A 16,777-nucleotide genomic window follows, 5' to 3' on the forward strand; every position below is an offset into this window, starting at 1 on the left:
GCCGGACCCGTTCCACCGAAATATATCCCGGAGTTGACCTTGGTTTTTCCCGCCCGCCGCACCTTGTCCGCTCCCTTATATCAGGTCGATCCTGATCGGATCGGCACCACGCTTTCCGAGACCGGTGCCGGGATGCTGCTGCTCACCGGCGTGATCCCGCTATTGGGCGAGGAAAGCGATTCCGCGCTTCAGCATATTCCGGACATCGCTGCGCAGGTTCCGGCGCTCGCGATCGAGATCGATCTGGCGCGTTTCCCGATCGATCATCCGCTGGTCGACGCGCATCCCGATCTCTTCACGCTGCGCCGGTCGGGCGGCGCGAGGGCGGTGGTCGATCCGCGCCGCCCGATGGCTGCGACCGGTCAGGCGATGGCGCGGCTGCGGGCAAGCGAGACTGCCGACCGCCTCGGCGATGCGATGATCGACCGGCTCGGCGAGTTCGTGGCGGCGGGCGTTCGCTGCTTTCGGCTAATCGGGGCCGAGCGGATCGCCGATCCGCTGCTTCAGTGCCTGCGCGCCGCGCTCGATAGTGACGTCGCGCTGATCGCCGGGGCGGTCGGCGACCGCGCGCGCGCCGCTGCGCTGGGCGCTGCCGGGCTGGATGCGCTGATCGCCTCTTATGGCTGGTGGGATATGGACTCGCGCTGGATGGTCGAAGAGGTCGAGGCGCTGCGGGGGCATGTGCCGCTGATCGCCGAATTCGCGCCCGAGCGCGGGCTATCGACGGCTGCGCTCGCGCTTGCGCCGCTCGCCACCGATGGGTTCATCGTTCCTGCGGGATGGGCGCGGCAGGAGGGGGGCGTCGATGCGATCCGCTCGGCGTTCGGTACGCTCGATACGATTGGCACCATAAGCGGTGAACTGCGTCAGGCGAGCGCGCCCGGAGGCCCGCTGCTCGTACTCGTCCGCAGCGAGACGAGCGATGCGCGGCAGGCTGCTTCAGTGCTTGTCGGCATCGCCAATCACACCGACAGCGATATGGTGCTGCCCTCCGCCGCCGCGCTGCTACAGGCGAGCGGCGCGCCTTCGGGCCATTTTCAGACGCTGGACGGTGGTGTCGTGCCGGACGTGCTCGGCGCGGGCGAAACGCTGTTGCTGCGTGTCGCTGCCGCCGGGCCGGTCACTGGCGTACGAAGCGGCGGCGATGCCCGCCGCGCGCGCGAATGGCCGCGGCTGGTGGTGGACGAGCTTTCGCCCTCGGTCACGGGCGGCGACTTCGCGGTCAAGCGAGTCGTCGGCGATACCGTGCAGGTCGAAGCCGATGTCTATGCCGACGGCCATGAACAGCTCGCCGCCGAGCTGCACTGGCGCGCGGCCGATGAGGCCGAGTGGCGCAAGCGCCGCATGACCGCGCTTGACAATGACCGCTGGCGGGCGAGCTTCGTGCCCGAACGCCTGGGCGCGCATGAGTTTCGCGTGGCCGGCTGGCTCGACCGGTTTCACGGCTTCACCCGCGATTTTCGCAAAAAGCTGAACGCCGATGTCGCACAGCCGGTCGATTATCGCGAAGGCGTCGAACTGGTCCGCGAAGCGCAGGCGCGGGCAGAGGGCGAGCTTGCCCGTTCGCTGTCGGCGCTGCTCGCGAAGCTGGACGGTGCGGAGCAACAGGCGCAGGCGGCGCTGCTCCTCGATCCCGAAACCGCAGCGCTGATGGATCGCGCCGATGATCGCCCGCACCTTCATAGCTCGCCGATCCAGCGGCTCGACGCCGAACGGCTCGCCGCGCGCTTTTCGAGCTGGTATGAACTCTTCCCCCGCTCGATCACCGACGACAAAGCGCGGCACGGCACCTTTGCCGATGTCATCGAGCGGCTGCCCGCGATCCGCGACATGGGATTCGACACGCTCTATTTCCCGCCGATCCATCCGATCGGAAAGACCAACCGCAAGGGGCCGAACAATACGCTGACGCCGGGCCCGAACGATCCGGGCAGCCCCTACGCAATCGGTAGTGAGGCGGGTGGGCATGACGCAATTCATCCCGAACTGGGAAGCTTCGACGATTTCGACCGGCTGGTTGCCGCCGCGCATGACCATGGTCTCGAAATCGCGCTCGACTTCGCCATCCAGTGCGCGCCCGACCATCCCTGGCTGAAGGAACATCCCGGCTGGTTCGCATGGCGTCCGGACGGCAGCATGAAATATGCCGAAAATCCGCCGAAAAAATACCAGGACATCGTCAACGTCGACTTCTACGGCCCCGACGCTGTGCCCGATCTGTGGATCGCGCTGCGCGATGTCGTGCTGCTCTGGGTCGATCACGGCGTAAAGACGTTTCGCGTCGACAATCCGCACACCAAGCCGCTCCCCTTCTGGGAATGGATGATCGCAGAGGTGCGCGCGGCGCATCCCGACGTCATCTTCCTTGCCGAGGCGTTCACCCGCCCGACGATGATGTATCGCCTTGCCAAGGTCGGCTTCTCGCAAAGCTATACCTATTTCACCTGGCGCGACACCAAACACGACCTCACCGAATATATCACTGAGCTGACGACCACGGCCCCTCGCGAATTTTACCGCCCGCATTTCTTCGTCAACACGCCCGACATCAACCCGACCTTCTTGCAGCATTCGGGCAGGGCAGGCTTCCGCATCCGCGCCGTCCTCGCCGCGACGCTGTCGGGGCTGTTCGGCGTCTATTCGGGCTTCGAACTGTGTGAGAGCGCGCCGCTCGCGCCGGGGAAAGAGGAATATCTCGACAGCGAGAAATATGAGATCCTCCCGCGCGACTATCAGGCGCCGGGCAATATCATCGCCGACATCACGCTGCTCAACCGGCTGCGCCGCGCCTATCCGGCACTCCAGACGCATCTCAACACCCGCTTCTATGCGGCCTATAACGACAATATCCTCTGGTATGCGAAGCCTGCCGAGGGTGGCGCGTCGATGATCATGGTGATGGTCAATCTCGATCCGCACCATGCGCAGGAATGCGATTTCGAAATCCCGCTCTGGGAGTTCGGCCTTGCCGACCATGACGCTGTCGCGGTCGAAGACCTCGCCGCCGGCCACCGCTTCAACTGGCATGGAAAGACCCAGCACATCACTATCGCGCCTGACGAGCCCTATCGCATCTGGCGTATCGCACCGGAGGAGAGGGCATGAACGCGCCGGAAACCATGCAGGCCACAATCAGCACCGGCGACGACCCGCTCTGGTACAAGGATGCGGTGATCTATCAGGTTCATGTGAAATCCTTTTTCGATTCCAATGATGACGGGATCGGGGATTTCGCCGGACTGATGGCGAAGCTCGATTATATCGCTGACCTTGGCGTTACTGCGATCTGGCTGCTGCCCTTCTATCCCAGCCCGCGCCGCGACGACGGCTATGACATCGCCGAATATCGCGACGTCAGCCCCGATTACGGCACGATGGAGGAGGTGCGCGCCTTTATCGACGCTGCGCATGATCGCGGCATCCGCATCATCACCGAGCTCGTCATCAACCACACGTCCGACCAGCACCCATGGTTTCAGGCAGCGCGCAAGGCACCGCCCGGAAGCCCGGAGCGCGATTTCTACGTCTGGTCGGACCATGACAAGCTCTATTCGGGCACCCGCATCATCTTCCTCGACACCGAAAAGTCGAACTGGTCGTGGGACGAAGAGGCGGGCGCTTTCTACTGGCACCGGTTTTATTCGCACCAGCCCGACCTCAATTTCGACAATCCGGCGGTGCTGAAGGAAGTGCTGTCGGTCATGCATTTCTGGCTCAATGCCGGAATTGACGGACTGCGCCTCGATGCCATTCCCTATCTGATCGAGCGCGACGGCACCTCGAACGAAAATCTTCCCGAAACGCATGACGTTCTGAAGAAAATCCGCGCCGATCTCGACGCGCATTATCCGGGGCGGATGCTGCTCGCCGAAGCCAATATGTGGCCCGAGGATACGCAGGCCTATTTCGGGGACGATGACGAATGCCACATGGCGTTCCACTTCCCGCTGATGCCGCGCATGTACATGGCGGTGGCGCAGGAAGACCGCTTCCCGATCACCGACATCATGCGCCAGACGCCCGACATTCCGGAAAAGGCGCAATGGGCGATCTTCCTGCGCAACCATGACGAGCTGACGCTCGAAATGGTGACCGATGCCGAGCGCGATTATCTGTGGAACACCTATGCCGCGGATCGGCGCGCGCGGATCAATCTGGGCATTCGCCGCCGCCTTGCCCCGCTGATGGAGCGTGACCGCCGCCGGATCGAGCTGATGCACGCGCTGCTCCTCACCATGCCCGGAACGCCGGTGCTCTATTATGGCGATGAGATCGGGATGGGCGACAATGTCTTCCTTGGCGACCGCGACGGGGTGCGAACGCCGATGCAATGGTCGGTCGACCGGAACGGCGGCTTTTCGCGCGCCGACCCGCCGACGCTGGCGCTGCCGCCGATCATGGACCCGGTCTATGGCTATCAGGCGGTGAATGTGGAGGCGCAGGAGCGTGACCGCCATTCGCTGCTCAACTGGCTGAAGCGGATGCTGGCCGTGCGCGGCGCGCATAGCGCGTTCGGTCGCGGAACGCAGCGTTTCCTGCGCCCCGCCAACCGCAAGGTGCTCGCCTATCTTCGCGAACAGGATGGTGAGACGATCCTGTGCGTCGCGAACCTGTCGCGTACCGCGCAGGCGGTCGAGCTTTCGCTGCACGAATTTGCCGGGCGTACGCCGATCGAATTGTCGGGCGAGGTCGCGTTCCCGAAAGTGGGTCAGCTTCCCTATCTGCTCACGCTGCCGCCCTATGGCTTTTCGTGGTTCCTGCTGTCGGAAGGCGCGGAAGCGCCGGAATGGGCGAGCGCCGCACCGGGCGAAGCGGTCGAGCGTTTCACCTTCGTCCTGCGCCCCGGCCTTGGCGATATCGCGCTGGGCGCCAATCGCGGCGTGCTGGAGGGCGATGTCCTGCCCGACTATATCGCGCAGCGCCGTTGGTTCGCTGCAAAGGATGAAGCGATCACCGGCGTTACGGTCGACCGTGTAACCCCGCTACCCGGCGCGCACGACCTGCTGCTCGGCGAAGTCGCGGTGGCGACCGATGGTGGCACCACCCGCTATATGCTGCCCTTCGGTATCGCTTGGGAGGGCGAGCAACATGGTCGTTTCGCCTCGAACCTCGCCATTGCGCGGGTGCGGCGCGGGCGCAATGTCGGCCTGTTGACCGACGGGTTCGCGCTTGCTCAGTTCGCCGATGCCGTATTCGGCGCGATGCGAGAGGGCGTGACGCTCGGCGACGACGGCGGTGATCTCCGCTTCGCGTCCGAGGGCGAGTTCGATGTCGAAGCGGGCGATGAAGCCGAATGGATCGCCGCCGAACAGTCGAACAGCACGATGATCGTCGGGCACAAGGCGGTGCTGAAACTGCTGCGCAAGGTCGCGCCCGGTGTGCATCCCGATGTCGAGATGGTGCGCTATCTAACCGACCGCGGCTTCGCCAATGTTCCGCCGATCCTCGGCACCGTCACCCGGCATGAGCAGGGTGAGGAAATGCTGCTGATGCTGGCCCAGCGGTTCGTCTTCAATCAGGGCGATTGCTGGCAGTGGATGCTGGGTGCGCTCGAACGCGCAACCAGCGATGCTGAAGCGAGCTTCGCGAATGCGGAAGAGTTTGCCGGCAATATCGGACGCCGTCTCGCCCAAATGCACGCCTGTCTGGCGCAGGGCACCGATAATCCCGACTTCGCACCGGTCGCGATGGATGGTGAAGAGGCGCAGCGACTGGGCGAGCGCGTGCTGGCGCAATTCGACGACGCGCTGTCGCGACTGTCCGCCACCACCCGCCTTGACGAGGTGCAGCAACGTCGCGCCACGTTCCTGTCGGAGAACCGTAACGCGGTTGCCGAACAGGTGGCAGCAATGGCGGAACAGGCGGTCGGCAGGCAGCGGACCCGCATCCATGGCGACCTGCATCTGGGACAGATCCTCGTTGCCGGGAACGAAGCGATCTTCATCGATTTCGAAGGCGAACCGGCGCGACCGCTGGCCGAACGCCGCGGCAAAGACATGCCGCTTCGCGATGTGGCCGGGGTGCTCCGCTCGCTCGATTATGCAGCGGCGGTGGTCGAACGCGATCTGCCCGCCTCGGCAGAGCCATGGGAGCAGCAGGCGGGCCGCGTGATCACCGATTTCCGCCTGCGTACCGTTTCCGCATTCACAACCGGATATTTCGGGGAAGGTGCGCAGCCCGATCCGCTGCTCGACCTCTTCCTCCTTGAAAAGGCGGCGTATGAGGTCGGCTACGAAGCCGCCAATCGCCCCGACTGGATCGGCGTGCCTGCGACCGCGCTTGGCGAGGTTGCCGCACGGCTGATCGGAAAGGAATTGCCATGACGCTTCACGACACGATGCTTGCCGGAGCAGCCTCCGCGCTGCTCGAAGGACGGCTCGACGATCCCTTTGCGTTGCTTGGCCCGCATGGCGAGGGGAAAGACCGCACCGTGCGCACGTTCCAGCCAGGCGCGGAGAGCGTCACGCTGATCGACCGCGAAGGTGCCGAAATCGCAGCCATGGAGCAGGTCGCAGACGGCGTGTTCGTTGGAACGCTGGGGGAGGCGGAACACTATCGCCTGCGCATCGTCTGGCCGGGTGAGACGGTACAGGAAGTAGAGGACGCCTATGCCTTCGGCACGCTGCTCGGCGATCTCGACCTGCACCTTTTTTCGGAAGGGCGGCATTTCGATCTTGCCCGGGTACTTGGCGCCAATCGGCGTGAGGTGGACGGCGTAGACGGCGTAGCGTTCGCCGTCTGGGCGCCCAATGCCCGCCGCGTTTCGGTCGTCGGCGATTTCAACAACTGGGACGGGCGCCGCCATCCGATGCGGCTTCGCCATGGCGCGGGCGTATGGGAATTGTTCGTGCCCCGGCTCCGCACCGGCGAGCGCTATAAGTTCGAGGTCGCGGGTGCCGATGGCGGCATTGTGCAAAAGGCCGACCCGATGGCGCGCCAGACCGAAGCGCCGCCTGCGACCGCCTCAGTTGTCGCAGCCGATCCCGATTTCCGCTGGACCGATGAAGACTGGATGACCGAGCGTGCGGTCCGCCATCGCGACGATGCGCCGATTTCGGTCTATGAGGTGCATGCCGGTTCCTGGCTTTCGGCTGCGGACGAACAGGCGGGCACGCTCGACTGGGCGGGACTGGCCGACCGGCTGATCCCCTATGTCGCCGAGATGGGCTTCACCCATGTCGAATTGCTGCCGATCATGGAGCATCCCTTTGGCGGGTCATGGGGCTATCAGCCGCTGTCGCAATTCGCGCCATCGGCCCGGTTCGGCACGCCGGAGGATTTCGCGCGCTTCGTCGATACCGCGCACCGTGCCGGGATCGGCGTGATCCTCGACTGGGTGCCGGCGCATTTCCCCACCGACGTGCATGGTCTTGCCCAGTTCGACGGCACGCATCTCTACGAACATGCCGATCCGCGCGAGGGGTTTCATCAGGACTGGAACACGCTGATCTATAATCTGGGTCGGCGCGAAGTTTCGGGCTTCCTGCTCGCCTCGGCGCTGTGGTGGCTCGAAACCTTCCATGTCGACGGGCTTCGCGTCGATGCCGTCGCCTCGATGCTCTATCGCGATTACAGCCGGAAAGCCGACGAATGGGTCCCGAACGTCCATGGTGGGCGTGAAAATCTCGAATCCGTCGCCTTTCTTCAGCATATGAACGCGGTTGTTTCTGAACGCTGTCCCGGTGCGATGACGATTGCCGAGGAATCGACCGCATGGCCGGGCGTTACCGCTCCGGTTCCGAATGGCGGCCTGGGCTTTTCCTACAAATGGAACATGGGGTGGATGCACGATTCACTGCAGTACATTGAAGAAGACCCGATCTACCGCAAATGGCATCATGACGAGCTGAGCTTCAGCATCGTCTATGCCTATTCCGAAAAATTCGTCCTGCCCATCAGCCATGACGAGGTGGTGCATGGCAAGGGTTCGCTGCTCGCCAAAATGCCCGGGGATGAATGGCGCAAGCGGGCCAATCTGCGCGCCTATCTCTCCTTCATGTGGACGCATCCGGGCAAGAAGCTGCTCTTCATGGGCTGCGAGCTGGGGCAGGAGCGCGAGTGGAACCATGACGAGACCCTCCCCTGGGACCTTCTCGATCGTGAGGAGCATGCCGGTATCCAGCGGCTCGTGCGCGACCTCAACCGGCTCTATGCAGATGAGCCTGCGCTGCATGCGAAGGATTGCGACCCGTCCGGCTTTACATGGATCGTCGGCAATGACGCCGAAAATTCGGTCTATACCTTCGCCCGGTTCGCTGATGGGGATGCGGCGCCTGTCGTCGTGCTGATGAACCTCACTCCGGAACCGCGCACCGGCTATCGCACCGGCATGCCGCGCGCCGGAAGTTGGCGGGAGGTCTTTAACAGCGATGCTGCCCTGTATGGCGGCACCAATATGGGCAATGGCGGTGCGGTTCAGGCGGTGGCCGACCCCGCGCATGGCCAGCCCGCAAGCGCCTTTGTGACCCTGCCGCCGCTATCCGCCACCATCCTTCGATTTGACGAGGTATCTGCTTGACCAGCTTCCCTGATCGGCTCCTGCCGGGCTCTCCCTATCCGCTTGGCGCCAACTTCGATGGGCTGGGTGTCAACTTTGCGGTGTTTTCCGCGCATGCCGAAAAGATCGACCTTTGCGTCTTCGACCCCGCAGGAAAGCGGGAGATTGCTCGCTTCGAACTGCCCGAATGGACCGACGAAATATGGCACGGCTATCTGCCCGATGCGCGTCCCGGTCTCCTTTATGGATTCCGCGCCCATGGCCGCTATGCCCCGCATGAGGGACATCGCTTCAATCCCAATAAGTTGCTGGTCGATCCCTATGCAAAAGCATTGTCGGGCCAGATCCGCTGGACCGATTCGCTTCACGGCTATCGGCTGCGTTCCTCGCGAAAGGATCTGAGCTTCGACCGCCGCGACAGCGCCGGTTCAATGCCCAAATCCATGGTCGTCATGGATAATTTCGACTGGTCCGGTGATGTCCGCCCGCGCACGCCCTGGTCCGAAACGGTGATTTACGAGGCGCATGTCAAAGGCCTCACCAAGCTGATGCAGGATGTCGCGCCGGGCGAGCGCGGAACCTTTACCGGCCTGTCGCATCCGCGCGTCATCCATCATCTGAAGACGCTGGGCGTTACTGCGGTGGAGCTGCTTCCCATCCATGCCTTTGCGCAGGACCAGTTTCTGATGGAAAAGGGTCTGCGCAATTATTGGGGCTATTCGACGCTCGGCTATTTCGCGCCCGAACAACGCTATGGCGAGGCTAATGACTTCCGCATGACCGTGCGGCAACTCCATGCTGCGGGAATCGAGGTCATTCTCGACGTCGTCTACAACCATACGTGCGAGGGCAGCGAACTTGGTCCGACCCTCTCCTGGCGCGGGCTCGACAATGCGACCTATTACCGGTTGCAGCAGGAGGACGCTCGCTATTGCGTGAACGATACCGGCACGGGCAACACGCTGAACCTGTCGCATCCGCGCGTGATCCAGATGGTGGCGGATTCGCTGCGCTATTGGGCGACCTCGTTCGGCGTCGACGGATTCCGCTTCGATCTGGGCCTGACGCTCGGCCGCACCGAGCATGGTTTCGATCCCGGTGCGGGGTTTTTCGACGTGCTGCGGCAGGACCCGGTGCTGGGCCAGCTGAAGCTCATTACCGAACCATGGGACATCGGCCCCGGCGGCTATGCGCTAGGCGGCTTTCCGCCCGGTTTCGCCGAATGGAACGACAAATATCGCGACACGGTACGCCGCTATTGGCGCGGTGATCCGGCGCAGCGCGGCGATCTTGCCGCTCGGCTATCGGGGTCGGGCGATCTGTTCGATCGGCGCGCTCGGCGGCCCTGGGCAAGCGTCAATTATCTTGCCAGCCATGACGGCTATCCGCTCGCTGACATCACTGCCTATGAAGAGCGCCACAACGAGGCCAATGGCGAGGATAATCGCGACGGCCATGGCGAGAATTATTCACGCAACTGGGGTGTCGAAGGCCCGACCGACGATGCGGAGATACAGGCGACGCGCGAACGGGTGCGCCGGTCGATGCTGTTAACGCTGTTTTCCTCGCTCGGCACGCCGATGTTGCTTGCAGGCGATGAGTTCGCCCGCACACAGGGCGGTAATAACAACGCTTATTGCCAGGATAATGAGATCAGCTGGCTCGACTGGTCCCGCCTCGACAGCGAAGAGGGGCGCGCGATGTTCGATTTTACCCGCCGGGTCATCGCGCTGCGGCAGGAATTCCGGATGCTGCGCGCGCCGGCATTTCTATATGGCGAGGATTCGCCCGGCCATGGCGTCAACGATATCGAATGGTTCGACGAGCGCGGCGAACAGCTTTCGATCGACGACTGGCATAATCCTGAAGGGCGCGCGCTGTCGATGCGCCGCGCGATCCGGCTGGAGGATGGCCGGGTCGAGGCACTGACCCTGCTGCTCAACGGATCGGAAGCGCCGCTCAAATTCCGTCTGCCGCCCGCGCCCGATGTGCCCCGTACCGTGCTGGTCGACAGCAGCAAGCCCGATGCCGAACGGTTTGAAACGGGGCATGACTACGAGTTGGAGGCGCATAGCGCAGCGCTGTTGTGCTGGACGACCGAGGGCGATCCGGAATGATCCGCTGGGGGCCGGAGATCATCGCATCGGACCGGGTTCGGTTTCGGCTATGGGCGCCTGATCGTAAGGCCGTCACGCTGCTCCGCGACGGCGTTCGGCCGATTCCGATGGCCGCAACCGGGGACGGCTGGTTCGAGGGCGAAGCCGATGCCGGGCCGGGCACCCGCTACCGCTTCGATCTGGGCGATATGGTTGTGCCCGATCCTGCGTCGCGCGGGCAGTCGCGGGGGGTGCATGGCTGGAGCCTTGTAACCGATCCGACCGGCTATCGGTGGCAGTGTGAAGGCTGGCGCGGGCGGCCATGGCGCGAAGCAGTGATCGAGGAAGTCCATGTCGGGCTGGAGGGTGGGTATGCCGGACTCTCTGACCGGCTGTCGGAGATTGCGGCGGTAGGGGTGACGGCGGTCGAACTAATGCCGGTCGCGGCGTTTTCGGGCACGCGCAACTGGGGCTATGACGGGGTGCTGCCTTATGCGCCGGTCGAAAGCTATGGCACGCCCAATGAACTAAAGGCGCTAATCGACCGGGCGCATGGCCTCGGCCTGATGGTGTTTCTCGACGTGGTCTATAATCATTTCGGGCCTGACGGTAATTATCTGGGGGCCTATGCCAGCGGGTTCTTCGATGTGGACCGCCATACCCCATGGGGCGCGGGGATCGATTTCAGCGCTGAGGTCGTAAAGCGCTTCTTCATCGACAATGCGCGCATGTGGCTGGAGGAATATCGCTTCGACGGGCTGCGGTTCGATGCAGTGCATGCGATCGGCGATGACGCGTTTCTCGACGCCATGGCGCGTGAATTGCGGGAGAGCTGTGCCGGTCGGCATATTCATCTGATCCTTGAAAACGAACGCAACGATGCCGATCGGCTGCGCGAGGGCGGATATGATGCGCAATGGAATGATGATTTTCACAATGTGCTGCATGTCCTGCTGACCGGTGAGGACGAAGCCTATTACGCCGATTTCGCCGACCGCCCGACCGAGCGGCTCGCGCGCTGCCTTTCCGAAGGGTTCATCTATCAGGGTGAGGGGTCGCATAATCATGACGGTGCGCCGCGCGGGAAACCGAGCGGTGACCTGCCGACGACGCGCTTCGTTTCCTTCCTGCAAAATCACGATCAGACGGGCAATCGCGCGTTGGGCGAGCGGCTGACCAGCCTTGCCGATCCCGACAAGCTGCGCGCGGCGACTGCCTTGCTGCTGTTGTGCCCGCAGGTGCCGATGCTGTTCATGGGCGAGGCGATGGGAAGCGAGACCCCGTTCCTGTTCTTCACCGATTTTCATGACGAACTTGCCGATGCCGTGCGCAACGGACGGCGACGCGAATTCGCGCGCTTCGCGGCATTTGCCGATGCGAGCGATCGGGCGAAGATACCCGACCCCAATGATCGCGCCACGTTCGAGGCATCGCGCCCGCAGGCCGGGCCGGATGCTGAGCGCTGGAGGGCGTTGTATCGCGAGCTGATCGCGCTTCGTCACGATGCGATTGTGCCGCGGCTGGAGGGAACGAAAGGAACCCCCGCACGGATATTGGGCGAGGGCGCACTCTGCGCGCAGTGGCGCATGGCCGATGGCGCGATGCTCACCATTGCGATCAATCTGGGTGATGCGGCCGTCACATTTCCGGAGGAGCCCGGTGCGCCGCTTTTTGCGCTGGGTGAGGGCGGTGCGCCGGCGAGCTTTGCCGCATGGCTTTCGACATGAAGGCGCTGCACAGGCTCTGCGCCGCGCTCGGCGTCCAGATCGACTGGGAGAATGCCGAGGGCAAGGCGGAGCATGTCAGCGATGACTCGCTTCGCCGCATCCTGTCCGCGCTCGGCTATCCGGCGGAGGATGATGCTGCGCTTCGGGAAAGCGTCGCGCGGCTTCAGGAACGGCAGCTACCCGATTTTCTCACCGGCGATCAGGACGAGATGCTCCTGATCCCCGGAGACGATGCCGGAGGTATATTCTCGCTGGAGCTGGAAAACGGTACCGTGGTGCCGATCGCGGGCGAGCGGACCAGCCGGGGCCTGCTGCTCGATCCGATCGACGTTCCCGGCTATCATCGGCTGCGCGTGACTGAGCGCGAAATTACGCTGGCAATCGCGCCGCACCGCTGTTTCGGGATGAGCGATGTCGCGCCGAAACGCAGATTATGGGGACCGTCGGTTCAGGTGCCCGCGCTTCGCGGCGAGGCACCCGGGGCTTTCGGCGATTTCGCCACGCTGGAGGATGCCGCTCGCGCGTTCGGGGCGAAAGGCGCGGACGCAATGGCGATCAGCCCGACCCATGCACTGTTCCCCGCCGATCCGTCGCGCTTCAGCCCCTATGCGCCGTCGAGCCGGATGTTTCACAATATCCTGTTCGGCGATCTGGCGAGCATCGAACCGCAATTGCGGGAGGTCGCCGGGGGCGAGCTGATCGACTGGGCAGGCGCCATCCCGGCGCGGCTGGCGGCGTTGCGTCGCGCGTTCGACGCGCGAGGCGATACGGTGCGCGAGGCAGTCGAACGCTATCGCGCCGCGCAGGGGAAGGAACTGGAGCGACATGCGCTGTTCGACGCGCTGCACGCCCATTTCTTCGCTCAGGGCGCGCGCGGCTGGCAGGAATGGCCCGAACGATATCGCGACCCCGATAGCCCGGCGGTGGCGGCATTTTCGGACGAGCATCGCGGGCATGTCGATTTCTACATCTTCGCCCAATGGCTGGCGGAATCGAGCCTGAAGACAGCGCAGCGGGCAGCCACAGACGCTGGAATGGCGATCGGGCTGATCTCAGACCTTGCCGTCGGCATGGATATGGGCGGCAGCCATGGGTGGAGCAGGCGCGAGGATTTGCTGAACGGCCTGTCGATCGGCGCGCCGCCGGACCCGCTCGGACCCGCCGGTCAGGACTGGAGGATTACCAGTTTCGCGCCCGATGCGCTTCGTCGCACCGGCTTTCGCGGGTTTATCGATACCTTGCGCGCTGCGATCCGCAACACCGGCGGCATCCGCATCGACCATGTGCTGGGTCTCAGACGGCTCTGGGTGGTTCCGCACGGCGCGTCGTCGGCGCAAGGGGCGTATCTCACCATGCCGCTCGACGATATGCTGCGGATCATCGCGCTGGAATCGCAACGTGCAAAAGCAGTCGTGATCGGTGAGGATCTGGGTACCGTGCCGGAGGGGCTGCGCCCGCAACTGGCGAAGCGCGGACTGATGGGGATGCGCGTGCTCTGGTTCGAACGGGATGCAAAGGGCGCGTTCCTGCCGCCCGAAACATGGGCATCCGACGCAGTGGCGATGTCCGGCACGCATGATACGCCCACCGCCGCCGGTTGGTGGCAGGGGCGTGATATCGACTGGCGTGAACGTACCGGCCAGTCGACCGAAGCGGCGAATAAGGACCGACTGCAGCGCAGATGGGAGCGCAAAAGGCTGTGGGACGCCTGTACCCGCGCCGGGGTCGCCGAAGGACCGCAGCCGGCACCCGAAGCGTCCGATCCGATCGCCGATGCGGCGCTCGGGTTTGTCGCTGCGACTCCGTGCAACCTTGCCATCGTGCCGCTGGAGGATGTCGCTGCGCTGGTCGAACAGCCCAACCTTCCCGGCACCACCGACGAACATCCCAACTGGCGCCGCCGCATGCCGGAGGCGACCGATACGATGCTCGCCGAACCGCGCATCGCCGCGCGCATCGAACGACTGAACAAGGAACGGCGATCATGATTCCGCGCGCGACCTATCGCCTGCAATTCCACCGCGATTTCACTTTTGCCGATGCACAGGCGCTGATCCCCTATCTCGACGATCTGGGGATCAGCCATATCTATGCATCGCCGGTCACCACTGCGCGCAGTGGATCGACTCACGGCTATGATGTGGTCGATCCCACCCGGATCAATCCCGAACTGGGCGGGGAGGCGGGGCTTCGTGCGCTGGTCGATGCGCTGCACGCGCGGGGCATGGGGCTGATCATCGATATCGTGCCCAATCATATGGGCGTGGCGGGCGGCGAAAACCGCTGGTGGAACGATGTGCTCCGCCGTGGCCCGGAAAGTGAATTTGCGGGCTTTTTCGACATAGACTGGCGCGAGAAGCTGGTTCTCCCGATCCTCGGAGCGCCGATGCCTCAGGTGCTGGCCGACGGGCATATCGGCGTTGGGCAAGACGGCGACGGCGCGTTCCTCAGCATCTATGGCGAACATCGCGTACCGATCCGGCCGGAGGATCAGGAGGCGGCAAAAGCGGTTACCGACGCGGACGATCTCTCACCCCTTATCGGACGCCAGCATTACCGGTTAGCCTGGTGGCGTTGCGCGAATGACGAACTCAACTGGCGGCGCTTCTTCACGATCAACGATCTTGCGGGCCTCAGGGTCGAGGATGAAGCGGTGTTCGAAGCGACGCATGCGCTCTATTTCCGCCTGTTCGGCGAGGGGCTGATCGACGGGGTGCGGATCGACCATGTCGACGGGCTGAGCGATCCCGCCGCTTATCTTCGCCGCCTGCGCTCGCGCTTCGATGCATTGGCGCGCCAACATCGCGGCGCGCGCGACCCTGCCTATATTGTGGTGGAGAAGATATTGGCGCCGGGCGAGCCTTTGCCCCGCGACTGGCCTATTCACGGCACCAGCGGCTATGACTTCATGGCGGATGCGACCGCGCTGCTCCATGATCCGGCAGGTGAAGCACCGCTCACTGAGCTTTGGGAAGCGATGAGCGGCGAAACCGGCGATTTCGAGCCATATGAGCTGCGCGCCCGGCAGGAAATGCTCAGCTGGGGCTTTGCCGCACAGATGGATGGCTGTGTCGAGGCGTTCGCCGAACTGGCGGCGAGCGGTCAGGCTAGTGCCGGATGGACGCGCGCGATGCTGCGCCGCGCGATCGAACGCGCGCTCTGGGTGTTTCCGGTCTATCGCACTTATGGTCCTGATGCCCCGCCAGGCGATGCGCCGGTACGCAAGGCGGTGCGCGAGCGTGCCGCGCGTTTCACTCCGCCGGGCGAAGCAGAGATGCTCGATACGCTGCTCGACTGGCTGGCAGGGACGGGGCCGGGCGATTCTGTCCTTCGCGCTGAGGCGGTCCGGCGGTTCCAGCAACTGTCCGCGCCGATCGCCGCAAAGGCGGTCGAGGATACCGCTTTTTACCGTTATGGCCGGTTGCTCTCGCTGAACGACGTCGGATCGGATGCGGGGCGGTTCGGGCTTTCCCCGGACGGCTTTTTCCAAAGGCTAGAAGCGCGGGCCGAAGCCTTTCCCGATGCCATGCTGACCGGCGGCACGCACGACCATAAGCGCGGCGAGGACAGCCGGGCGCGGCTCGCTGTGCTGAGCGAACTTCCCGAGCGCTGGCGGACATGCGTGGTCGATTGGGAGCAGACGCTGGGCGATTCGACGCGCGATGTCGCGCCCGCCGACCGGCTGATGCTGTATCAGGCGCTTTATGCCGCGCTGCCGCCCGACCTGTCGGCAGACGATGCGAAGGGCCTCGCCGCATTCGCTGAGCGGGTATCGGCCTGGCAAATCAAGGCTCTACGTGAAGGCAAGCGTCGCTCCTCCTGGGAAGCGCCCGATAGCGAATATGAGGCGCATTGCACGGCTCTGATCGAGCAATTGCTCGACCCTGCGCGCTCGCCCCGATTTCTTACGGGGCTTACCGGCCTTGTGAGGGACCTTTCCGCGCCCGCGCTGGCGGCGAGTCTTGCCCAGACCGGGCTTCGCTATCTGCTGCCCGGTGTTCCCGATTGCTATCAGGGGGCGGAGCTGCTCGATCTTACGATGGTCGATCCCGATAATCGTCGGCCGGTCGATTATGCCCATCGCCGGGAGGTGCTGGCCGGAAGCGCCGAGGGTCCGGGCGCGGCCAAGCTGCACCTGATCCGCAGGCTGCTCGGTTTGCGGCGTGCGCATCCCGAGCCGTTCCTGAACGGCACACTGGATCGGGCGAGCGTCATCGGCCCGCGTGCCGGTCATGTGCTCGCCTTCACGCTGCCGGGCGGTGGTGACGCGATCGATGTCGCCGTTGCATTGCATCTCGGCGCTGAACTTGCCGGTGGCGACGCGCTGGTCCCGGGCGCGCGATGGTGGGGGGATACAAGCATCGAATTTCAGGGCGGCGCGCGGTGCGAGGCGCATGCGTGTTTCGAAACCGGCCCGGTTTACGCTACGGTTCGGGAGAGGTGAGCCAGATTTCCAA

Annotated in this window: 7 protein-coding genes; all 7 read left to right on the plus strand. The window is 64.1% G+C overall.

The annotated features are described in order from the left end of the window. Positions 1 to 39 precede the first annotated feature (39 nt). From EV664_RS00680 to treY, 7 genes are read left to right on the plus strand one after another with little or no spacing between them, the layout of a single operon-like run. A complete protein-coding gene (locus EV664_RS00680; RefSeq protein WP_211338437.1) occupies positions 40 to 3,105 on the plus strand; it encodes an alpha-1,4-glucan--maltose-1-phosphate maltosyltransferase in 3,066 nt (1,021 codons plus the stop codon). After that, entirely contained in the window at positions 3,102 to 6,323 is a 3,222-nt protein-coding gene (treS, locus tag EV664_RS00685; protein ID WP_211338438.1) for a maltose alpha-D-glucosyltransferase, read from the plus strand. Before EV664_RS00680 ends, treS begins: the two co-directional genes overlap by 4 nt. Continuing rightward, a complete protein-coding gene (glgB, locus tag EV664_RS00690) occupies positions 6,320 to 8,518 on the plus strand; it encodes a 1,4-alpha-glucan branching protein GlgB (RefSeq protein ID WP_170178722.1) in 2,199 nt (732 codons plus the stop codon). The genes treS and glgB overlap by 4 nt, the downstream gene beginning before the upstream one ends. Then, positions 8,515 to 10,614, plus strand: a complete 2,100-nt coding sequence (gene glgX / locus EV664_RS00695) for a glycogen debranching protein GlgX (protein ID WP_133493779.1) — start codon at positions 8,515 to 8,517, stop codon at positions 10,612 to 10,614. The genes glgB and glgX overlap by 4 nt, the downstream gene beginning before the upstream one ends. Continuing rightward, positions 10,611 to 12,320: a malto-oligosyltrehalose trehalohydrolase gene (gene treZ / locus EV664_RS00700; protein ID WP_133493780.1), complete on the plus strand. Its 1,710-nt coding sequence runs from the start codon at positions 10,611 to 10,613 to the stop codon at positions 12,318 to 12,320. The genes glgX and treZ overlap by 4 nt, the downstream gene beginning before the upstream one ends. Beyond that, positions 12,305 to 14,308: a 4-alpha-glucanotransferase gene (malQ, locus tag EV664_RS00705; RefSeq protein WP_229668018.1), complete on the plus strand. Its 2,004-nt coding sequence runs from the start codon at positions 12,305 to 12,307 to the stop codon at positions 14,306 to 14,308. The genes treZ and malQ overlap by 16 nt, the downstream gene beginning before the upstream one ends. Then, positions 14,305 to 16,764 (plus strand): malto-oligosyltrehalose synthase, encoded by a 2,460-nt coding sequence (gene treY, locus EV664_RS00710; RefSeq protein ID WP_133493781.1) that lies wholly within the window; start codon positions 14,305 to 14,307, stop codon positions 16,762 to 16,764. Before malQ ends, treY begins: the two co-directional genes overlap by 4 nt. Positions 16,765 to 16,777: the final 13 nt, after the last annotated feature.

The sequence above is a fragment of the Stakelama pacifica genome (assembly GCF_004361835.1).
GTDB classification, from domain to species: Bacteria; Pseudomonadota; Alphaproteobacteria; order Sphingomonadales; family Sphingomonadaceae; genus Sphingomonas; species Sphingomonas pacifica.

Coding starts and splice junctions, on each gene's coding strand:
- glgB (WP_170178722.1), top strand. CDS start 6,320: ATGACGCTTCACGACACGATGCTTGCCGGAGCAGCCTCCGCGCTGCTC.
- malQ (WP_229668018.1), top strand. CDS start 12,305: ATGGCTTTCGACATGAAGGCGCTGCACAGGCTCTGCGCCGCGCTCGGC.
- treS (WP_211338438.1), top strand. CDS start 3,102: ATGAACGCGCCGGAAACCATGCAGGCCACAATCAGCACCGGCGACGAC.
- treY (WP_133493781.1), top strand. CDS start 14,305: ATGATTCCGCGCGCGACCTATCGCCTGCAATTCCACCGCGATTTCACT.
- treZ (WP_133493780.1), top strand. CDS start 10,611: ATGATCCGCTGGGGGCCGGAGATCATCGCATCGGACCGGGTTCGGTTT.